Source organism: Staphylococcus lutrae (genome assembly GCF_002101335.1).
In the GTDB taxonomy this organism is placed as follows: Bacteria; Bacillota; Bacilli; order Staphylococcales; family Staphylococcaceae; genus Staphylococcus; species Staphylococcus lutrae.
Genome location: NZ_CP020773.1, coordinates 901,439 through 923,795, shown reverse-complemented (window position 1 = coordinate 923,795; position 22,357 = coordinate 901,439). Strand labels below are relative to the sequence as shown.

General features: G+C 39.1%; 23 protein-coding genes. 19 read left to right on the top strand and 4 right to left on the bottom strand.

The genetic code is table 11. The features are described 5' to 3' along the window. Nucleotides 1-115 precede the first annotated feature (115 nt). The 14 genes from B5P37_RS04525 (at nt 116) to B5P37_RS04460 (ending at nt 13,727) form a co-directional block, all read left to right on the top strand. Nucleotides 116-418, top strand: coding sequence for an urease subunit gamma (locus B5P37_RS04525; protein WP_085237112.1), 303 nt, complete (start codon nt 116-118; stop codon nt 416-418). 10 nt (nt 419-428) lie between these two features. Then, nucleotides 429-785 carry an urease subunit beta gene (locus tag B5P37_RS04520; protein WP_085237111.1) on the top strand — a complete coding sequence of 119 codons (357 nt, stop codon included), beginning with the start codon at nt 429-431 and terminating at the stop codon, nt 783-785. Beyond that, nucleotides 782-2,497 (top strand): urease subunit alpha, encoded by a 1,716-nt coding sequence (ureC, locus tag B5P37_RS04515; protein WP_085237110.1) that lies wholly within the window; start codon nt 782-784, stop codon nt 2,495-2,497. Before B5P37_RS04520 ends, ureC begins: the two co-directional genes overlap by 4 nt. Before the next feature lie 261 nt (nt 2,498-2,758). Beyond that, nucleotides 2,759-3,727, top strand: coding sequence for an ABC transporter permease (locus B5P37_RS04510; protein ID WP_085237109.1), 969 nt, complete (start codon nt 2,759-2,761; stop codon nt 3,725-3,727). After that, a complete protein-coding gene (locus tag B5P37_RS04505) occupies nt 3,717-4,676 on the top strand; it encodes an iron chelate uptake ABC transporter family permease subunit (RefSeq protein ID WP_085238415.1) in 960 nt (319 codons plus the stop codon). The genes B5P37_RS04510 and B5P37_RS04505 overlap by 11 nt, the downstream gene beginning before the upstream one ends. Beyond that, nucleotides 4,673-5,470 carry an iron ABC transporter ATP-binding protein gene (locus B5P37_RS04500; RefSeq protein WP_085237108.1) on the top strand — a complete coding sequence of 266 codons (798 nt, stop codon included), beginning with the start codon at nt 4,673-4,675 and terminating at the stop codon, nt 5,468-5,470. The genes B5P37_RS04505 and B5P37_RS04500 overlap by 4 nt, the downstream gene beginning before the upstream one ends. 18 nt (nt 5,471-5,488) lie before the next feature. Then, nucleotides 5,489-6,520, top strand: coding sequence for a ferrated catecholamine ABC transporter substrate-binding lipoprotein SstD (locus B5P37_RS04495; RefSeq protein WP_085237107.1), 1,032 nt, complete (start codon nt 5,489-5,491; stop codon nt 6,518-6,520). A 274-nt stretch (nt 6,521-6,794) separates the two neighbouring features. Then, nucleotides 6,795-7,340, top strand: a complete 546-nt coding sequence (gene dcd, locus B5P37_RS04490) for a dCTP deaminase (RefSeq protein ID WP_085237106.1) — start codon at nt 6,795-6,797, stop codon at nt 7,338-7,340. Next, complete coding sequence (locus B5P37_RS04485) at nt 7,341-8,243, top strand: CobW family GTP-binding protein (protein ID WP_085237105.1); 903 nt, start codon at nt 7,341-7,343, stop codon at nt 8,241-8,243. Nucleotides 8,244-8,482: 239 nt separating this feature from the next. Next, on the top strand, nt 8,483-8,905 hold the full coding sequence (locus B5P37_RS04480) for a universal stress protein (RefSeq protein ID WP_085237104.1): 423 nt from the start codon (nt 8,483-8,485) through the stop codon (nt 8,903-8,905). A gap of 411 nt (nt 8,906-9,316) precedes the next feature. Further along, nucleotides 9,317-9,562, top strand: coding sequence for a ferredoxin (locus tag B5P37_RS04475; RefSeq protein WP_085237103.1), 246 nt, complete (start codon nt 9,317-9,319; stop codon nt 9,560-9,562). Nucleotides 9,563-9,576: 14 nt separating this feature from the next. Next, nucleotides 9,577-11,265: a hypothetical protein gene (locus B5P37_RS04470; protein ID WP_085237102.1), complete on the top strand. Its 1,689-nt coding sequence runs from the start codon at nt 9,577-9,579 to the stop codon at nt 11,263-11,265. Between the two features lie 18 nt (nt 11,266-11,283). Then, the gene (locus B5P37_RS04465) at nt 11,284-12,531 is read left to right on the top strand and encodes an ATP-grasp domain-containing protein (protein ID WP_085237101.1); all 1,248 of its coding nucleotides are present in this window, start codon (nt 11,284-11,286) and stop codon (nt 12,529-12,531) included. Next, entirely contained in the window at nt 12,528-13,727 is a 1,200-nt protein-coding gene (locus B5P37_RS04460; protein WP_085237100.1) for an ATP-grasp domain-containing protein, read from the top strand. Before B5P37_RS04465 ends, B5P37_RS04460 begins: the two co-directional genes overlap by 4 nt. A 124-nt stretch (nt 13,728-13,851) precedes the next feature. On the opposite strand, the gene B5P37_RS04455 is transcribed toward B5P37_RS04460, so the two are convergent. Continuing rightward, nucleotides 13,852-15,042, bottom strand: coding sequence for an MFS transporter (locus B5P37_RS04455; RefSeq protein ID WP_244898638.1), 1,191 nt, complete (start codon nt 15,040-15,042; stop codon nt 13,852-13,854). A gap of 304 nt (nt 15,043-15,346) precedes the next feature. Here B5P37_RS04455 and B5P37_RS11915 point away from each other — a divergent pair, with 304 nt between their 5' ends. Then, nucleotides 15,347-15,523: a hypothetical protein gene (locus B5P37_RS11915; protein ID WP_169710778.1), complete on the top strand. Its 177-nt coding sequence runs from the start codon at nt 15,347-15,349 to the stop codon at nt 15,521-15,523. A gap of 271 nt (nt 15,524-15,794) precedes the next feature. Next, entirely contained in the window at nt 15,795-16,694 is a 900-nt protein-coding gene (locus B5P37_RS04450) for a hypothetical protein (RefSeq protein ID WP_085237098.1), read from the top strand. A 236-nt stretch (nt 16,695-16,930) separates the two neighbouring features. On the opposite strand, the gene B5P37_RS04445 is transcribed toward B5P37_RS04450, so the two are convergent. After that, on the bottom strand, nt 16,931-17,380 hold the full coding sequence (locus B5P37_RS04445) for a MarR family winged helix-turn-helix transcriptional regulator (protein WP_085237097.1): 450 nt from the start codon (nt 17,378-17,380) through the stop codon (nt 16,931-16,933). A gap of 141 nt (nt 17,381-17,521) precedes the next feature. Between B5P37_RS04445 and B5P37_RS04440 the strand changes: the two genes are divergently transcribed. The 3 genes from B5P37_RS04440 to B5P37_RS04430 all read left to right on the top strand — a co-directional run bounded on the left by B5P37_RS04440 (nt 17,522) and on the right by B5P37_RS04430 (nt 20,286). After that, on the top strand, nt 17,522-18,151 hold the full coding sequence (locus B5P37_RS04440) for a nitroreductase family protein (protein WP_085237096.1): 630 nt from the start codon (nt 17,522-17,524) through the stop codon (nt 18,149-18,151). A gap of 308 nt (nt 18,152-18,459) precedes the next feature. Further along, a complete protein-coding gene (locus tag B5P37_RS04435; RefSeq protein WP_085237095.1) occupies nt 18,460-19,182 on the top strand; it encodes a GTP pyrophosphokinase in 723 nt (240 codons plus the stop codon). 363 nt (nt 19,183-19,545) lie between these two features. After that, nucleotides 19,546-20,286 (top strand): GTP pyrophosphokinase, encoded by a 741-nt coding sequence (locus B5P37_RS04430; protein WP_085237094.1) that lies wholly within the window; start codon nt 19,546-19,548, stop codon nt 20,284-20,286. A 328-nt stretch (nt 20,287-20,614) separates the two neighbouring features. Here the strand turns inward: B5P37_RS04430 and B5P37_RS04425 are convergent, their stop codons facing one another. Together B5P37_RS04425 and B5P37_RS04420 are read right to left on the bottom strand one after the other, a co-directional pair. Then, nucleotides 20,615-21,172, bottom strand: a complete 558-nt coding sequence (locus B5P37_RS04425) for a M23 family metallopeptidase (protein WP_085237093.1) — start codon at nt 21,170-21,172, stop codon at nt 20,615-20,617. Between the two features lie 273 nt (nt 21,173-21,445). Then, entirely contained in the window at nt 21,446-22,153 is a 708-nt protein-coding gene (locus B5P37_RS04420) for a transglycosylase SLT domain-containing protein (RefSeq protein WP_085237092.1), read from the bottom strand. Between the last annotated feature and the right edge of the window lie 204 nt (nt 22,154-22,357).

Below are 22,357 nucleotides of genomic sequence, written 5' to 3'. Positions count from 1 at the left end.
GGAACGCTTTATTATTGCCGTATAGTATTTAAATTTGAAAGAATGCGATTTGAGGATTATAATTATTAGTGGATCCATTTTTAGTACTAAGGAATAAGATGAAGGAGTGAAGCTTATGCACTTTACACAACGTGAGCAAGATAAGTTGATGATCGTTGTTGCAGCCGATTTAGCGAGACGACGAAAAGAACGCGGTTTGAAGTTGAACCACCCAGAAGCAGTGGCTTTAATTAGTTATGAAATGTTAGAAGGCGCTCGAGATGGCAAAACCGTTGCAGAGTTAATGAGCTATGGACGAGAGATTTTAACAAAAGATGATGTGATGGAGGGTGTTGAAGCGATGGTGACTGATATTGAAATCGAGGCAACATTCCCAGATGGAACAAAATTGATTACGATTCATCACCCAATCGTATAGGAGGGCTATTATGAAACCTGGTGAAATTATTGTGAATTCAACTGAAATGATGATTAATGAAGGTCGTGAAAATACAAAAATTCGCGTTAAAAATACAGGGGATCGACCTGTTCAGGTAGGATCTCATTATCACTTTTTTGAAGCCAATCCAGCGTTATCTTTCGAGCGTGAAATGGCTTATGGAAAACATTTAGATATTCCAGCTGGTGCGGCGGTACGCTTTGAACCTGGGGATGAGAGAGAAGTCCGTCTCGTTCGTTATGCAGGGAAACAACATGTGTACGGATTCCACGGTTTAGTTGACGGACCGCTTGATGAATCGCGCGTGACGCCACCGAATATGGAAGAGGGAAGTGAAGTCAAATGAGTTTTAAAATGACAGAGTCACAGTATACCAGTTTGTACGGACCCACAGTAGGGGATTCTATACGATTGGCTGATACGAATTTATTTGCGAAAGTTGAAAAAGATTATGCAAGATACGGGGATGAGGTCACATTTGGAGGAGGAAAATCCATTCGTGACGGTATGGGGCAAAACCCAAATGCGACACGTGACCATAAAGATGTCGCGGATTTAGTCATTTCAAACGCCGTGGTGATTGATCATGATAAAGTGATTAAATGCGATATCGGTGTCAAAAACGGTTATATTATGAAGTTAGGTAAAGCCGGAAACCCTGATATTATGGATGGTGTAGACATCATTATTGGTGCATCAACAGATGTGATTGCAGCAGAAGGGATGATTGTCACTGCTGGCGGTATTGATACGCACGTGCATTTTATCAATCCTGAACAGGCTGAAGTGGCGTTAGAAAGTGGTATAACAACACACATTGGGGGTGGCACTGGAACATCAGAAGGTTCGAAGGCAACCACAGTGACACCGGGTTCTTGGTATATTCACCGTATGCTTCAAGCAGCAGAACAATTACCACTGAATATTGGTTTTACGGGTAAAGGGCAAGCCGTTAACCCTACAGCATTAGTGGAACAAATTCATGCTGGGGTCATCGGTTTGAAAGTTCATGAAGACTGGGGTGCAACACCTTCAGCATTACGTCATGCACTTGAGGTTGCGGACGAATACGATATTCAAATTGCATTACACGCAGATACGTTGAATGAAGCAGGTTTTATGGAAGATACAATGAAAGCAATCGGTGATAGAGTATTGCATATGTATCATACAGAAGGTGCGGGTGGTGGACATGCACCTGACTTGATTAAAGCAGCGGGGTATCCTAATATTTTACCTTCATCAACGAATCCAACGTTACCTTATACACACAATACGATTGATGAACATTTAGATATGGTTATGATTACACACCATTTAAATGCGTCAATTCCGGAAGACGTGGCTTTTGCTGATTCTCGAATCCGTAAAGAAACCATTGCGGCAGAAGACGTCTTGCAAGATATGGGTGTATTCAGTATGATCAGTTCGGACTCTCAAGCAATGGGACGTGTAGGTGAAGTCATTACGCGTGCATGGCAAGTGGCACACCGCATGAAAGAACAACGTGGACCGCTTGAAGGCGATAGTGAGTACAACGATAATAATCGTATCCGTCGCTACATTGCGAAATACACAATTAACCCAGCGATTACGCACGGAATTTCAGAATATGTCGGTTCTGTAGATGAAGGCAAATTGGCTGATCTTGTACTTTGGGATCCACGCTTTTTCGGGGTTAAACCGGATATGGTTATTAAAGGCGGTATGGTCAATGTTGCAGCGAACGGTGATGCAAATGGCTCTATTCCAACATCTGAGCCTATTAAATATCGTCACATGTACGGGCAATATGGCGGTAACATACAAAGTACTGCAATCACATTTGTATCACAAGCTGCGTATATGAATGGTATTCGTCGTACATTGGACTTAAAACGTGATGTAAGACCTGTGCGCAACATTCGTCAATTGACTAAAAATGATATGAAAAACAATAATGCGTTGCCAAAACTTGACGTCGATCCACAAACATACGAGGTATTCGTAGACGGTGAGAAAGTGACAAGTGAAGCAGCGACAGAACTCCCAATGACACAACGTTATTTCTTATTTTAAAAAGTTAGCGTCAGTGTTTCTTATTACACATTTAATCTTATAGCCATATGGGCATGATACGTTTGAGACGCGCCATTCTTTCGTGATAGAAAAGAATGGCGCGTCTCATTTTTTATAGTGCATCGCGTCGCCTATACGGTTTTATAAAGATGAATCAATGATTTGGAACAATTTGATATTGTGCAATGAGAAGTTTGATGCTAATATGTTATTGATAATGAAAATCATTATCAATAACATGTGTTTAAAGGGGACAGAATCATGCGTGATTTTATGAATACTTACGTTTTAATGACCGTCCTCTGTGTCCTCATTCTCTGTTCTTTATTTATTGGTGTCAGTAGCGTGCCAATCAGTGCAATATTTCGGTTCAATGAATATCAGTTGCATATTTTATGGTCAAGCCGAATCCCAAGAACGGTGAGCATTTTGATTGCAGGAAGTGCTTTGGCGATTGCGGGCTTGATTATGCAACAAATGATGCAAAATAAATTCGTCAGCCCAACGACTGCAGGGACGATGGAATGGGCAAAGTTAGGTATTTTAATTGCACTTATTTTCTTTCCATCACAACATATTTTATTAAAGCTATTGTTTGCTGTACTTTGTAGTTTATTTGGAACGTTTTTATTCGTGCAAATTGTGCAACGTATCCGATTTAAAGATGTGATTTTCGTGCCGCTTATGGGAATCATGGTGGGCGGTATCGTTTCTAGTTTAGCCACGTTCATTGCTTTACAGACGAATGCAGTTCAAAGTATCGGGAATTGGCTCAATGGAAACTTTGCGATTATTACAAATGGCCGGTACGAAATACTTTATCTCAGTATTCCATTATTAATCCTTACATATGTCTTTGCGAATCAGTTTACCATCGCAGGGATGGGAAAGGACTTTAGTCAAAACTTAGGTTTGAACTATGAAGTCATCATCAATTTAGGATTATTGATTACTGCAACGATGACGGCTTTGGTGGTCGTCACGGTGGGTACGTTACCTTTTCTAGGGTTAATCGTCCCTAATATCGTTTCTATTTTTCGGGGAGATCATTTGAAACATGCTTTACCGCACACAGCTTTGTTAGGTGCCATTTTCGTTATGATTGCTGATATTTTAGGTCGGTTGATAGTTGCCCCATATGAAATCAATATTGGACTGACGATGGGTGTTTTTGGTACGGCAATATTTATGGTGATGTTGATAAGGGGGCGACGATATGATGCACAATAAGCCGACGCGTTCACTGTCATTGTTAGTGGGTTTTACGGTTATCACCGCTCTGATGTATCTGTTATTAGGGATAGATTTTGACATCTTTCAGTACCAAATGACGAGTCGCCTAAGAAAGGTTTTCCTTATATTCATCGTCGGAGGTGCTATCGCAACGTCTACTGTGGTGTTTCAGGCCATTACGGTGAACCGCCTTTTAACACCATCCATTATTGGATTAGATGCCGTTTATTTATTTAGTAAAGTGTTAATTCTGTTTCTTTTCGGTGCACAGTCTGTTTTTGTTCAACATGTTTATTTGAATTTCGGCGTTTCACTTTTGATGATGATTGCTTTTGCTTGGATACTTTTTGAAGGCATATTCAAAGTAGGGCAATTTTCCGTATACTTTATTTTACTCGTGGGTGTGATATTAGGCACATTTTTTAAAAGCTTAACAGGATTTTTAGAGTTATTAATCAACCCAGAAGATTTTTTAGTCGTTCAAAGTGCAATGTTTGCAAACTTTGAGGCCTCCAATCCGTCATTAGTGCTCATTTGCGCTGTCGCTTTAATCATTTTGTTTGGGATTACGGTTGTGCGACTCCCGTATCTGGATGTTCTCTCACTGGGACGGGTACAAGCGATCAATTTAGGTGTAGATTATTTGTTGATGACCCGATGTTTATTTATCATCGTCGCACTTATGGTTGCCATTGCCACGTCATTGGTTGGTCCCATTACTTTTTTAGGGTTATTGAGTGTCAATTTAGCGCATGAATGGATGAAAACATATGAACACCGAAGGATTTTACCGGCAACGCTCTGTATTAGTTGGAGCAGTTTGTTTATTGGGCAATGGCTCGTGGAACATCTCTTTGATGCAATCACGCAAACTAGTTTGTTGATTAACTTAATCGGTGGCGTGTACTTTATTTATTTACTCTTGAAAAGGAGACAGACAACATGATTCGAATTCAAGGATTAAACGTATCCATTCATCAAAAACCTATTTTGACAAATATTAATGTCAATATTGAAAAAGGGAAGTTGACTTCGATTATCGGGCCGAATGGGGCAGGGAAGAGTACCTTACTATCTGCTGTTAGCCGTATACAAGCGATTGATTCAGGTGTAATAGAAATCGATCAGCGGCATTTGGACCAATATCCGAGACATGAATTGGCACAACGATTATCAATTTTAAAACAAACCAATCATACCGAACTCAATATAACAGTCGAGCAATTAGTCAATTTTGGCCGTTTCCCATATTCCAAAGGTCATTTAAAATCGGAAGATTTCCAACAAGTCAATCAGGCATTGACTTTGATGAAGCTTGATGACATGAGACATCGCTACTTAAAAACATTGTCTGGGGGTCAACGGCAACGTGCATATATCGCGATGACGATTGCACAAAACACGGATTATATTTTATTAGACGAACCGTTAAATAATTTAGATATGACGCATGCTGTACAAATGATGAAAACGCTACGGGAATTAGCAGAAAAACATGATAAAACGATTGTCATTGTGCTGCATGATATCAACTTCGCGTCGGTTTATTCTGATAACATTATTGCATTAAAAGAAGGCCGACTTGTTAAATCGGCACCCAAAGCTGAAGTGATTGACGGTACGGTACTGAAAGAACTATACGATATGGAAATAAAGATTGAGACATTTCAAGGACAACAACTTTGTATCTATTTTGATGCATCCCCTTCAATTTCGAGTCATAACACGATTTCAATTTAAATTAAGTGAGGAAAAGATATGAAACAATTAAGTGTATTAATGATGATTGCGCTGATGTTTGTATTGGCAGCGTGTGGCAATCAACAAGGTAAAAAAGAGGAAACAAAGACTGCAAGTGAAGAAGAAGTGGTGGAAATTAAAAATAATTTCACTTTAAGAGGTAAGGCACAAGACGGTAGTGAAGATAAAGCATATCAAGATACAGTCAAAGTGACTAAAAATCCGAAAAAAGCGATTGTGTTTGATTATGGTACGGTGGATACGCTGAAAGCTTTAGGTGTTGAAGATCAAATAGCAGCATTACCTAAAGGTGAAGGAAATGCCTCATTGCCTGATTTTCTATCGGAGTTTAAAGATGCACGTTATACGAATTTAGGAAGTTTAAAAGATATTAATTTTGATGCAGTTGCCAAAGTGAAACCAGATATTATTTATCTTTCACCGCGTACGGCAACACAAAAGAATATTGACGAATTGAAAAAAGCAGCACCAGATGCCAGCATCGTTTATATGAGTGCGAATGATAAAGATTTCATTGCTTCAATGAAGTTGAACACACAAAAATTAGGGGAAATTTACAACAAAACGAGCGAAGCGGAAGCGTTAGTGAAAACACTAGATGAAAAAATCGCCAAAATGAAAGCACACACAAAAAATATTCATGACAAAGCGATGTATTTATTAGTGAATGAAGGTGAATTGTCAACGTTCGGTGCAGGCGATCGATTTGGTAATTTAGTTTATAACACGTTAGGTTTTACGCCCGCAGATGATCAGATTAAAGGGAGTCGTCATGGTCAGAATGTCACAAATGAATACGTGAGTGAGAAAAACCCAGGTATTATTTTTGCGATGGATCGGGGTCAAGCCATTGGTAAACGTTCTACTGCGAAACAAGTGCTTGGTAATGATGTATTGAAAAATGTCAGCGCCATTAAAAAGGGCCAAGTCGTTGAATTAGATCCTAAATTATGGTATTTTTCATCAGGTTCTACAACGACAACAATCAAACAAATTGATGAGTTAGAAAAAGGACTCGAGTTAAAATAAATTAAAAAAATGTGTATCTTGTCTGTATGGATGATCATTCCGGCAATGATACACATTTTTCATGAGCGGCGTCGCGATATAGGAGATGAGGGGTGACATTTTTATCATCGTGTGGTGCAATATAAAGAGGGGTCAACGTTGCTTGAGGTTATAAAAAAATAAAATGAAGAATATTTCAAAAAAATCTTGTCTGAATCTTCTGGACATGATAAATTATTGAGACGTTCCCTTCGTAAATATTACGATTTATATTGAAGAAATAGAGGTGCATCATATGATTTTGTCAGATAGTGATATTAAGGCGTATTTAAAACGTCATCAACTTAACATCGAACCATTAATAGAAGCCCATATTGAACCTGCATCGGTGGATCTGACTTTAGGATCTCACTTTTTGAAACCTTTACTGCCCGAGACAGGTATTCAGCGTTTAAGTGAACCCATTCAATATGAAACGATAGAACAAGCACGTGTGGTGATTCCAGCACATGCTTTTATATTGGCAACAACGGAAGAATACGTGACGTTGCCTCATCAACTGACTGGGTTTATTGAGGGGCGAAGTTCTGTTGGACGTGCAGGTTTGTTCATCCAAAATGCAGGATGGGTGGATCCAGGGTTTGAAGGTAAGATTACATTAGAGCTGTACAATGCAAATGATTTTCCTCTCGAAATAGAACAAGGACAACGCATCTGTCAAATTGTATTGGCAGAGACGAAGAGTGTTCCAGATACGATATATCAAGGTAAATATCAAGGTCAGCATACGACAACGGGGAGTCGTGCGTTTCGTGATTGGATGAAAGATGGAGGGGATTAGATGGATATTGTCATATTATCGGGGTTTTTAGGTGGTGGCAAAACATCTACACTTAATTTTTTAATCCAAGATGCGATGGATCAACAGTTGAAACCTGCTGTTGTCATGAATGATTTTGGAGCAAAGAGTGTAGATGAACATCTCGTAACCGAAGATATTGAAATGAAAGTTCTGACAAATGGCTGTATTTGTTGTGAATTAAAAGCGGATGTGTCTCAACAGTTGCATGACATTTATCTATCGCATCAACCTGACATCGTATTGATCGAGTGCAGCGGGGTGGCACATCCGATTGAAGTGTTTGATGCCTGCATGACACCTGTTCTCGCACCATTTATCGAGGATGTCAGTATGTTGGGGATTATCGATGGGGCTGCCTATCAACAGTACCATGAATTGCCCGATACGATACAACATTTGATGCATGAACAGCTGTGTTATAGCAGCCATTTAATTATTAATAAAATTGATTTGTTAGAAACAGATGCGCTTTTGAAAGTAGTCGATACGGTGCAAGCGACTTTTCCAGAAATTCCGTATATTCTTACGCGCGATGGCGAATTGACCTTAAATGAAGTCCAACGTATGTCGAAGTGTCGGGTAAGTGAACGATCATCTGTACACCATCATGGCCATTTATCACATTTGATGTATGAATTTGAATCCCCTATTCAACAGCAAGCATTGGTTGAAGGATTGAAAGAATTACAAGGTGTGTTTCGAGTGAAAGGCTTTGTATATTTTAAAGATTTTGAAACACCGTATATCGTGCAATATACGCAGGGACACCTCGAACTCCGACCTTGTCCTATTGCGATGGCGCCTTACCTTATTGTCGTCGGTCAAGATTTGAATAGTGCAGATATTACTGAAGCGTTTGATGTGATTGCGTTGACTTCATAGCGTGAATGTATACATTTCAGCAATTTAATTGCTGTAACCATTCAGGGAATGAAGTTAAAATGCGTCTCTCATACTGTGGGTTGTGACAGACCCATATTTTTTGAAAATAAGTTGTGAGAATTTTTAAAATGCACTGACATCCATTTGAGAAAGCGCTGTCATAGTGCTACAATAAAATTGAAAGTGAAGGATAGCGTTTATACGATGTTGTACATAAAATTCATGAGGAGGGTTTAGCGATGTATCATCATATTCTCGTTCCATATGATTTTGGTAATAGTTTTAAAAATGTGCCGACACAATTGAAAAAGCTCACAGGTGATCAAGGACCTTATGACATTACTGTGTTCAATGTCATTTCAGAAACGGAACTTGCAAATTATGTACGCTATCAAGGAAAACATTTTGATGCGGTGGTTGAAGAAAAGAAAGAGGCGATGCAGCCATTCTTGAAATCAATTGAAGCTGAAGGACTGACTTATCAAGTGAAGTTTACAACGGGTGCGCCTACGAAAGAAATCGTCCATGAAGTTGAAAATGGAGAATACGATGTGATTGTAATGAGTAATAAGCGTTCAGAGGTAGACATTAAGCATGTCCTAGGTCACGTGACGCATAAGATTGCCAAGCGTGTGAATATTCCTGTTCTCATCGTGAAGTAATGCTGCATGCCGGAATGAAACAAAAGTTTAAAGGTGGCAGGTTCGCCCGGAAGAGGAAGAGGTACGACGAAACGATTTCGCTCTATTAAAGAGTGGGATCGTTTTTTTTGTCGCTAAAACGATGGAAAGCGGCAGCGGTTCAATGTCGCAATGATTCCGAATTCCAAATCTGTTTTTAATCACATGGAAGGGTCTCAGGATGATTAAGAAATGTGTGAAATGTGAAAGAATCAAGCCAAAGGTGACACCTCTGTTTATGTCCAAAAAGTGAAAAATGAAAATTACATTGTATTTTGTGAGGTAATTTATTATAATAAAAATGTATTATTTAAAGTTTATAAATATTATATATGACTCTTATTAATTTTTTAGGTAACTATTTTTGGTCGTAAATAGATAAGGAGGGATCATATGGATTGTTATGCGTGTGTCGATAGGGAGATGTGCATTTCATGTGCGGCATGTGGTGCGACGGCGCCACATTTATTTAAATATGATGCGGATGATGTCGCATACATGTGTTTGGATCAGAACAGTGGTACATGTCCCATTCCCGAAGCTGAAATAGATCACTTAAATGATGCAGTTGAGAATTGTCCAACAGCAGCAGTCATGGTATCGCAGACACCTTTTTTTAATGCCCAGCATACAATATAAAGGAAGGGATTATAATGAAAAAAAGTGGCTTTAACCAATTGCGAACAGAGGTACGAGACAAAGTGAAACAAATGAAAGACCCGAAGCGTATCATTGAGACAATCATCACAGTGGATGGCAAAGTTGATATCGAGATAGCGCTTCAAAGTTTGAATTTTGAGCAACAGGCCATTTATCAACATTTAGATTATGCCAAATGCGTTTTTGGTGACGCCTCTCCAATTGAAGAAAAAGCAATGCTGTGTTTTGGGATGACCGAATATGGACGTCTGCTTTTAGGAGAAAAGTATTTTTTTGATGCCTATACTCAAATTTGGGGGTATTTTATCATTCCACATGAGACGATGACAGTCATTGAACAAGACATCGCACGCCTTCATGCACAAGAAAAATGGCTATACCAAACAGAAGTCGTACCGTTTTTTCGTCAGTTGAGTCAACAAGATGTAGTAAAAGTCCTTGATGCAATTAAAAATAAGATTGATTTTATGGCGCCGATTCTGTTGTATTATTATGATCAGACATTTACGACTTTTTACCATTATAATAACTTACTCAGAAGTCTTGAAGGTGAGACGACTCGATTTTTGTTAGATGATTTAGCCACTCAGGACGTGTCGACGTGGACGACGCATGAACGGACATTTATATTTAATATGTACGCGATTCTTCAGTCAGGTCCTCCGGCTAGAGGAGAGGAAGTGAATGGCGTCCACTTTTCGCTCACCTATTTGTCACGCTATTTTAAACAAAAACGAGAGGACTACCAACAAGTGGTGAACAGTCCACAAACAATAGGAGCAGTCTCGTTATTAACACAGGCGCAAATGTTAGCGCAATTGAGAGACGAAGTAACCGAACATGCCATGATTTATAGACAGATTAATGGATTGAATCTGCACAAGAAAGAACGATTAATCGAGAAAGAAGCGTTAACAGCGTACACGGATCAAAGGTTGGAAGCGGTCTTATTACAAATGCTAGAAGTTCATACGATAGAGGTGTATTATGCGGCATTTTACCACTTTATTGATCAACATCGTCGTAGCGATAGATTACAACAATTGTTGGAAACGATTGTCTCCTATGCGATTGAAGCGACACATTCTGATATCGGGATGACGAGAAGTTTTAGACAGCCTTACGCCTATTATTGCGCACTTAAAAATAATGATATCGCAACGATTTGTGACTGGAATCAAAAAATGTATTTTTGTTGTGTGATTCCGAGTGGGACGTTGATTGAGTCATTTCAAGGTCAACCTCAAATGTTGACAGGTATTTTAGTGGCAATCAGTAAAAGGATGGAATACAACAGTTGGCATTATACCCCTGGAAACTTTCTAAATAGGGTAAAAAATATGGAACGGCATTACTATTTTCCCCCTGTGATGAGTGATATAACGACATGGAGTAATCAGCATCATAAAGGACATGTTTTTGCAGATGTTAAGTATGCGATGCGTTGTCCAGGAACGATTCAATGTCCACCGTATGATTTAGCAGCATTTTATGATTTAAGATTGATGAGATCAACGGGTAATACCTACACAGAAGACGATTTAATGAAAGCGCTTTATTATCAACGTATCCTTGGTGAACTTTACCAAGCCTGGTTTGATTTTGGAATGCAGACCGCTTGCACCATTGATATAACGGCATATGACCGCGCATGGTATCAACAGCAATATCAACAGATATAAAAGAGGAAGGCGATCAAGATGAAAACATTATTATTTATCAATTTAAGAAGTCATAAAGTAGAGCGAATAGCACCGATTCAAGAAGCCAAACGATTAGGTTATCGCGTCGTATTAATGACGGATAGTGATCCGCAATTGATTGATAGCGGATTGGATGAAGTGATCGAAATCGACACATACGATGAATCTACAATGGTAAAAGCAGTCAAACAATATCATGAAAAACAGCCATTGAGTGGCATATTGACTTGGTCTGATAAAGATGTTGAACTCGTCGCTTTATTGAATAATCAGTTGCAACTTCCAGGCGTCCCATGCACGCATGTTAAAAATGCACGGAATAAGTACCAAATGCGATTGGCTTTTGACCAAGTTGAGAGGATTTCACCGCCTTTTGAACATGTTTTTCATGCAGAGGATTTGCATCGTGCTGTTGAGCGAATCGGGACACCCGGTATACTGAAGCCAGTGGGGGCTTCCGGAAGTAAAGGGATTTTTAAGATAACAAGTGAGTCAGAGATGGCGCAAGTGTATGAAACGCTTGTTGAAGCGACTTCGCCTGAACGTGATCACGTATACCGTTATTATCCGCATGATTATATTTACGAAGGGTATTTGGATGGAGAGGAAGTGTCGGTAGAGGGGGTTGTACAAAATAAGCAAGTGTTGATAGCGGGCATTACAGATAAAGCTGTGACCCCTGATTACGCATTAGAGTATATTGCCATTTTTCCATCTGAAAAGTCAGCCGCAGTTCAACGAGAAATCAAAGAGACTGTCACGCAAGCCATTCAAAGTTTAGGGATTGATCATTGTGCATTTCATTTAGAAGGGCGAATGACGAAAGACGGATTTAAAGTCATCGAAGCGGCTGCCAGACCAGGGGGTGCTTTTATTACTTCTCATCTCGTTCCCGGTGCGTCGGGTCAGTCTTTTTTTGAGAAGGTGATAGACGTTTCAGTTGGTAACGATATCACACAAAGTTGGTTACCTTTTGATGTTACAACGAAAAAGATGTGTTTTTACAGTGTGATGGCAGAACGGAGTGGTGTTTTTAAAGGGATTAAGGGGGTAGATCGCCTACTAGAAATTCCAGGAGTGCATTTTGCAGTTCCTTTGAAGTCATATGGAGATTCAGTATTGATGCCGCCTGAACACTTTTCGAGTTGTTTTGTGCTAGATATCGTGCTGGAAGGAGCGAATACAGCAGAGATACAGCAAAGAATTGAAAGGATTCATGAAGTGATTGAGGTGATTGTAACGTGACCATTTTAATATTGTCGATTACTGGGCGAGAGAAAACGCCTTATGATGAGTGGTTCGAGGATACATCTGAACGTGTCATTTTGTTTTGTCCGACCGAACAAAAAGAGAGTTATTCAGAATCACAGTATTTACGGATTGAGTCATTTGATCATTATAAAGACAATCCTAATATAGAAATGCGTGCGCTTGCGTTAAGTCAGCAATATCCCATTACACATGTCCTCTCTATTTCTGAGTTTGATGTGTTAAGAGCAGCCCGATTAAGGGAACTTTTGCAGTTAGAGGGACAATCATTCATCAGTGCGACAGCATATCGTGACAAGATTTTGATGAAGCAACTTCTGCAAGCATCATCAGTCAAAATACCACAATTTGATAAAGCCATTGATGCGGAACATGTCCGCCACTTCGTTGAAAGTCAAGGGTTACCGGTTGTATTGAAACCGATTGATGGGTCAGGATCTTCAAATGTGGTCATAGCAAGAGAACAGTCTGACATTGACACGTTTTTGCTAGCGCATGATGATTTACATCAATACGAAATTGAACAGTATATTGAAGGGGAAATGTATCATGTCGATGGTTTAATCCATCAAGCATCCGTGGTGTGTGCGTATGTGTCGCATTATTATAATGGTTGTTTGTCATTTCAAGATCATCAACCGTTATCGAGTTATTTGTTACAGAAGGATAACCCGCTCAACATGTTACTGCAACAAGAAGTTAAGAAAGTGATTGCCACTTTACCTTCCTTACCGAATGGTTCGTTTCATGCTGAATTTTTTGTAACATCAAATGGGGACATTTATTTTTGTGAAATAGGGAGTCGAACAGGCGGTGGTGAGATAGGAAGAACTCTTGCGTTTGCGGCAGGATTTGAATTAAATCAAATGAGCCTGAAATTACAGTTAGGTTACGACGATGTGCTGAAAAAGGTGAAACCACTTGAGCGCTATGCGGGATTTGTGTTGCTACCTCCACAGAATGCAACATATGGGGGGATACGCCAAAGTTTGGATGAATCTTGGGTTGTTTCTCAAACGAACAAAGCGACACCCGGACAGAAATTTAAAGCAGCACAACATAGTGTTGATGTGATCATTTCAGTCGTCGTTGAAGGAGAAAATGAAGCGGTATTAATTGAGCGAATCGAACAGGTGATCGCCTGGTATCATGACCATGTGATTTGGTACTAAAGTCCAGTCAAAAATTGAGCGTCACGTTGAAGTCAACGGCGAGGACGCTCGCTTTTTTATTTCAAAAGTTGCGTCAACACATTGATGGTGCCATACATCAAATGACACGAGTGACGGGTGTCATTCACGTTTGGTAACGTCTTACGGTTGATAGCAATAGAATGAATCCGCCTGTAATGGTCATGCATACAAGTCCTGACATCAGGAATGGGGTTAAAACGGTACCAATAATTAAAAAGATACGTGATAAGAGTTCAGCCCCAATGAGAACCCAACTATCCAAGGCCGAATGAGCACCACGTGTTTCAGGTGGAATAAAGCGAATCTTTTCAGCCTCAACGGTAGGTGTGAATAATATCTCACCAATTGTTGCGATAAACATAAAAGGAACGAGCACGAAAAGATGATTACTGCTCATAACAATCGTATAGCCGGTTGCAAAGAAGAAAAACCCAATATTTAAAATCGTAAATACTTTGAAATGACGAAATAGATGTAAAATGACAAAGCTCAAACAGATAATCGTAACGGTATTGATTAATAAAAGCATTGAGAACATGCGTACGCCATCAATTGGGAAATGGAATAAAGTCACTTGTTGAAATTGATGTTGTAATCGCACTGCCACATAAGATGATAATGAAAACTCGGCGCTTAAAATGAGTACGCCACTGATTAATAAAAGGACAAAAGGGCGGTTGCGGTATGCTGACTGATAACGCTGTAAAATGCGCGTCAAATGTGGGACACCTTGTTGTGTTGTATAACGAGGTGTTTCTTTCACTAAAAAGATTAAAATGAATACATTCAAACTTAAACAGATAAAAATGAGCACAAATAAGTGGACTTTATAAGTACTATAAAATAATCCCCCAATTAACATACCTAACGCAGTGGACGTATTTGAAACCCAATATTTAGCACGTGCATATTGTTGGCGATGGGGTTCGTGAATATGATCTAAAGCGAGGGCATTGTACATCGGTTTGGCCAAAGCAGTGACAAGTTCATTGAATAAGTAAAAGACAATAAAAAACATTAAAATGAGCGTGGATGCATGCACTTGCTCTAAATGATAGACCATGCGGCCCATACTTAAAAATAAAAGGGCGCTAAATCCAGTTAAGATCGCAATGGTATATTTTTTGACGGCTAAATTATCGCTGAAATAGCCACCAAAAAGTGAGGCGATAAATTTGACTATGATACCGATGATTAGAATGATTCCCGCACGCGCGCCCCCTATGTAATGCGTTAGGAGAAGTGCCATAAATGGGAAAACCGAATTCACAGTGGCATTTTGTACGAATAACATGAGTAAACGAAGCTTCACATTTAGAGGTAAGGTCATCATTGTATCTCCATTTTATAAGATAAAATATATAGTGAATTTTAGTGTTATATTACCACTAAAATAAAAGCGTGTCAAAATAGATTTGTCCTCGGTAGGCACGAATAGAAATCAGTCCTGATAGACGATATGATCGTTTCAAAAAGGTGTGTCAACGTCTTGTGACATGTGAAACGAAAGCGCTGAATCTCTCGTAGTTTGTATTTTTTTATGCGTCATTGTATGATAATATAAAGTTATTCATGTATTCATACGGGAGGTGCTTGAGGTGTATGCAGTATTAATCATTTTAACAATTTTAACAGTCATTGTTTGGATTATGGCCATCCGAGCTTTTCGTCGGACAGAACAACACGGTAAGATGAATCCTCATACATGGGTAACAATGGGGGCAGTTTTGACCACATTGACAATAATGATGATGTTTATTTTTAGCCAAAATTAATGATCATCGACGAGCCAACCGCTTCACGTGTTATGGCTTAGAAATGGATGCAATGTTAAAATGGATTTAACCTATAGACAGGTGGATGAAGGCGGTTGTATGCTGTTCATTGATCTGTTTTTTTGTATCGTCAAAGTGGAATTTCTAGTACCTTTTGTAAGTGATATGGAAGATTAACCTGTCTCGTTTGAAAATAAATAGAATGCAATTCATACAATCTTTGAATAAATGATATAATACAAGAAATCAAATAGATAAGTGAGTGAAATGTATGGTGAATACTTTGGTCATCACAGATGGACATCCCTATACCCACAACTATGTGGAACAGTTGCGTAGCGAAGGGCATCAAGTGTACGTGCAAGCTTCTCCGACAGTGAGACAAACGACATCAGCACCGACGAGAGAAATTGATTTATATGACCTGTCTCATGTTGTCACAGCATTAAAAGATATTGCGCTCGTGGTCATTATTGGAACGCCTCAATTTTCTAATACTCGTTTGACACAAAGCCATCCGCAGCAGCTGCAACAAGTCATGTATGATAATTTAGGATTTGGGATGAAACAAGCGAATATTCAAAAATGTATGGTCCTTCAGGCAACGCTACAGCCCGTGCTAAAGCAAACAATGGATGCCTATCAAATCAAAATTGTGCATCAATCGTTAAAAAAGGCATCAGGTTATATCGGACGATGTGCTTGTTATCAGTGGAGTCGTGAAAGGCATTCTGTACGTTCAATACAAGCGTTTAATGTGCCTAAAAACATCTCTATGGATGCAGTGACTGCCATGTATGGGCGATTTTTAAAGACGCTAAACGGACGGCTGATCAATGGGGTTTATGATGGTCGACGATTCACTATTGTTTTGATGCCGTTTAAAATCCCGCTCATTCAGATGCACGATCATCCAGATAGCGATCCGATGCGACATGTCATCTTGAATATTACTGGAGGGTGGCTCGTACAGCAAAGCGGACGGACAGCACGCTTTGAGTTGAGACGTTTAGCAGGTGATACGACGCAATGTTTAATTGCATTACATGACTTCGTGCCTCGTTTACCGTGGGGCATTTACCGCGTGACGCAAGCCCCTTTACATCGTGCCGTATCGATATTATTTCGACGCTATTGGCAACATTTTAACAACAAAGCTATGGATGATTGAGAAACAACAAATATGATGAAGCGATGTTCAACGCTTTGACATCAAAAAACGACCTGCTAAAAGTGATTCATTCAACTTTTAACAGATCGTTTTTATAGCAGTGCTAAAACAAACATATAGATCGAGTGTTGTGTTGTTAGACCACTGTATTAATCATAGCAATCAAGTGTCAATGATAGATTTGTTAAAGTACGAGCGGTATCGTACAGTCGTGTCCCCGAAACCTATCATTTAAATTATTGTGTGACGGTATGACAAGGAAAATTGTTTTCCAAGAAACGTTGTAAAATGCCAAGCAGGTCCATCATATCTTTTTCTTCCATCGTTAACGAAGCATGGACTTCTTCGTTGAGATGTTTTAATTGTTGTTTTAATGCACGCCCCTTATCTGTGAGAGAAATGTTCAAATTGCGCTCGTCTTCAGGCTTCCTGACTTTTTCGATTAATCCTTGCGCAACTAACTTTTTGGTTAGTGGTGTTAATGTGCCTGAGTTGAGATAAATTCGGTCACCGAGGCGCTTGATATTGACCACTTCATCATCAGCGATTGAAATAAGCGTGATGTATCCAGTGTATGTGAGTTCGTATTCTTTCAAATAAGCACTAAACTTTTTGATGACTTCCTTTGACGCGACATAGAATAAAAAACATAATTCTTGCTGTAGTGCTTTTGGCTGTGTTGTCATGTTGAGACCCCCAATACTTTTTTACAATAATTTATATCCATTATAACACTTTTTTCTTGATTCAAAAGCAGGTATAAAATATAATTAAATCTCATTTTAGTGCGCACTGTATCAACAGTGAAAAAAGAAAGGTGACTATGAATGACACATACACAAAATTTTGGAGAGATACTAACAGGACGTCGCTCTGTTAAATTATTTGATACATCCGTAAAGATTCCTCGAGAAGAAATGAATGAAATGATTAGAAAGGCGACATTAGCGCCATCATCTGTTAATATGCAACCATGGCGTTTCGTCGTCGTTGATACGGAAGAAGGTAAGGATACTTTACGTCCATTGGTGCAATTTAATAGTCAACAAAATGATACATCCGCAGCAATGGTCGTTATTTTTGGGGATATGTTGAACTATGAGTATGCAGAAGAAATCTACGGTGCTGCAGTAGAAAAAGGCTATATGCCGATTGAAGTTAAAGAGGAGTTAGTATCACGCTTTGTAGGAATGTATGAAGGCTTGGATCAACAATCAATGAATGACATCGTCAAAGTAGACAGTAGCCTTGCTGCAATGCAATTCATGCTTGTTGCACGTGAACATGGTTACGAAACAAATCCTATTGGTGGTTTTAACCGTGCAGAAATTGCTGAGCGTCTAGGCTTGGATTCACAACGTTATGTGCCCGTGATGATTATTGCAATTGGGAAAGCAGCTAAAGAAGGACGTCCAACATCACGTTTAAACGTCGAAAAAATTGTCCAATATCGTTAATATGAATCGTTAAAATCAATCGCTAAGTGCGCATCACTTAGCGATTGATTTTGGTATCAGGACGCATTGAGGTATGGATTCCACTGTACATTTGCCTATTTTCGTTCATATTGTTTGTCAGGATGGATATTGACCAGAACGATGATTTTGACTTTAGTGGGCATGAGTTGGTTTTAATAGACGGCGTTTGGAGAACCGAACGCGTCAGTTTAAAGTAGTCAATGTGGAATGAAACTGATATGATAAGCGAAAGATGACTTTTGCTGTGAAGCAACGTTTTCAAATCATATCAAGTTGGAGTGAACGTCATGTTTGTAGAAAAAAATGCCGCTTATAATTTGGAAAACTTAAAACAAGAAGTCGCAAAATATACGAATCGTGATTTAAATGGCACAGAAGAATTAGACAGAGTCATCGAGTTTGTGGAATTAGGTTATCTTTATCGTGCAGCTTTGGAGGAGATCAGTACGAAGCTACGCATTCTCGATGAAGATTTTCAAATCAAAAATGCCCATAATCCCATTCATCATATTGAGCGACGTGTTAAAGAAATTCCAAGTTTGCTGCAAAAATTAAAAAGAAAAGACCTTGAACTGACGGCTGAAGCGGCCAAAACGCATATTATGGATATCGCTGGTATTCGTGTCGTCTGTAATTATATTGAAGATATTTATACAGTGGAGCGCTTGTTACTACAACAGACGGATATTCAATTGTTAAAGCGTAAAGATTATATTGACTCACCGAAAGAAAATGGGTATCGAAGTTTACATATTGTCATTTCTGTACCTATCTTTTTATCGGACGGGGTTGTCGAAGCGCCGGTTGAAGTGCAGTTACGAACGATTGGTATGGACATGTGGGCAAGTTTAGAACATCAACTGCATTACAAGAACACGTCAGGAGATACAGCGGCATATCGAGAAACTTTGAAAATATGTGCGCAATCGATTGGTGAAGTTGAACAAAAAATGCAACATATTCATTTGAACATTCAACATGATGAAGGCCACCGCCATTACGACCACTAGACGTTAAAGCTGATGAGCAGGGATAGAGAGATGAAGCAAACGTTATTACTCTATCTCTGTTCTTTTTGTGATGTTTTCCGCATGTCGATTTGATGCGGTCAATGGAGACATACTAGGGTTTAAAAGTGATAAAATTCCCCTTTTTTGGTCAAATGCACAATAGTTTATGGGGGAATGATCATGTCGCATACTTGATTTTAGCCCTATCTTACAGATATTGAATTCAAGGATTTATCATCAATTCATAAGCGATACGATTTTCATATCAAAGTAGTCAAGTATCTTTGAACCTGATATGATGATGGGTAGAAAATTGAGCCGAAAAGGATGAGCTTTTGAAATATTGATATAGAGGTGAAAGAGATGTATACAGATAAAAGTACACCTTTTAATGTGGAAAGTTTAAAACAACAAATGGCCAAATATACGAATAAAGCATTGCAAGAAATAGGAAGCTTAGAACAACTTATCGCATTTATTAAATTAGAACATTTATATCAAGCTGCTTTAGAAGAAGTTAATACAAAGCTCTGTATTCTCGATGAAGATTTTCAAATGAAACATGATCATAACCCGATTCATCATATGGAGCGTCGCGTTAAAGAAATCCCAAGCTTGCTTCAAAAACTGAAAAGAAAAGGGTTTGACATTACGGTGACGTCAGCAATGGAACATATTATGGATATTGCGGGGATTCGCGTCGTCTGTAACTATATTGACGATATTTATTTAGTCGAAAAATTATTGTTAAAACAGGAAAATATACAGTTGTTGAAAAGGAAAGATTATATTAAAACCCCAAAATCCAACGGGTATCGTAGTTTGCATATCGTTATTTCAGTTCCTATTTTTCTGTCAGATGGGATAGTGAAAATGCCTGTTGAAATTCAGCTGCGTACGATTGGCATGGATATGTGGGCGAGTTTAGAGCACAAGTTGCATTACAAAAATTCAAAAGCGGGGACGGAAATGTATTGTGATGCTTTGAAAGCCTGTGCATTAGAAATTTGTGGCGTAGAAGAAAAGATGCAACAGATTCATATGAATGTGCATAAAAAGAATATTTGGCTGCGCAGTGAAGAACGGTGCATGTATAAGTATTAGGCTCAAAGGAGACGAGGGTGTACATCGTGTCGGGGTTTATCGTTTGAATTATCATATTATTTCGAATTTTAAACTTTATGAATCAAGTTGAGGGGGCATCATATCATCTGAGGGCAAGAAACATACATGGACTGATCCGTATAGGGGGAACGAAAGACAAGCGGAAGGGGTGTATGTTCAAATGTGCTGAGGATGACGACGATGATTTAAAGTTTAACTTGCTTTATCGATTAATGGAGGGGATTTTAAAAATAAAAAAGCCGTAGACGGTGACGGATGTGAAAGACATCATGTCGTTTACGGCTTTTTTGTTGCGGACAAATGAAGGTTAAGCCAGTTGATAAAGGCTGCGTTGTTGCTTTGGAAGTTGCTCTACAAATGGATCGGGGTCTTCGGCAAAGCGGTTGCCCACGCCCCCATTCATCCGTTGAAAATGCAAATGGGGTCCGGTGGTTTGTTGACCTGTATTTCCTGATAAGGCGATGACATCTCCAGGTTTAACGGTGTCACCTACCTTGACTTTGAAGGCATTTAAATGCATAAACCATTGGAAATATTGGCCGTTATCTTCACGAATTTCTAAAACATGCCCCCCTAAATCATTATCAAATGTACGTGTGACTGTTCCGTGGGTGGGAGCGAGGATCGGGGTATTTTCTGGCAAGCGATAATCGTTACCGTAATGACGCGCGTCTCCATTAAAAGAGAGATTATGATTGTACGTACCGAAGCCATGCGTTTTGCGATCTTGAGGTTCAAAAAATGCTGATGTATGTGGTTCCCAAGTAGCGATTTTTTGATGAATCACATCATAATGTGTGACAAGCGTAAAAACAAGCGCGACCAAACATATTAAGAAAAGTCCTTTGCGTATTAATGGTTTCATCTGTTCACCTAATGTGTTAGTTTATTCCTATTGTATAAAGCGTGTTCTAGCAAAGCAATTGTTTTGTTTGGGGTATACCGGCTGAGGCCGAAGTGAAGCTGCGCAATAGTGAGCCATCAAACAACAGAAGACGAATTTTTACGTTAACCAAAAAAACAGGAAAGTGAAACAGACGACGATCTGTGATTTTCCGATGATGCCTTGATTATAGAAAAAAAGAGAGATGAAATCAGTCCCCCTCATTTCATCTCTCTTAAACAATCATATAGGTGATTAGAAGCCCCAAGCACTTAAACCTTGTGCTCTATATGCTCTTTCTGCAGCTTGGATTTGTTGCTCATATGTGTTAGTTGGACCCCAACCTGGCATTGTTTGTAATAAACCTGAAGCACCTGAAGCGTTTCTTGCATTCAATTGTCCACCAGATTCGCGTGCAATAATTCTAGCCCATACATCAGCAGATACGCCAGTGCGTTGTGCTAAATCTTGCGCTGCTCTGTTACCGTAATAACCAGGTGTATTACCGTTCGCTAATGTAATTGAATTAGCAGAAGTTGATGATGTGTTATATGTTGGTGCAGATTGTGGTGCTGGTGAATAGCTTGGCCCTTGTTGTACGCTTGATGCACCATTTTGTTCCGTTTGTGTAGATGCAAAATAACTCATATCTGAAAATTGAGTTGGCGCCGCGATAGATGATCCGTTTGCAGTATCGGCTTGACCATTTGCATTATATGACCAACCAAATACAGAACCATTTGACCAGAAATGGAAGTTCACACCATTTAATGAAAACTCATAATCATATGCGCCTGGCTCAATTGCGTGTTCATTTAAAGATGAATCGTTGTTAAGTGCTAATTGTGCTAATTCTACTTTATTTATAGGTTCGTCAACCGCATTTGCTTGTTGTGTGCCTACAGCAGCACCTGTAGCTCCGATTGATAAAGCAAGTGCAGCAGTTAAAAATGTCTTTTTCATAGTAATTAAGTCCTCCAATAAAAAGTGTTTTTAATTTATATTTTCATTCTCAAAAGTTTGCTTAGTAAAAAATTCAACAACCACACTCTACCAACGAATCATCCTTTTGTAAATTACGCGTAAATAACAAAACATTACAATTACTTTTCAAATCATCGTTTTGTAATCTGTTTGTTATTTTTAAATATTTGAAATGGCGATTAA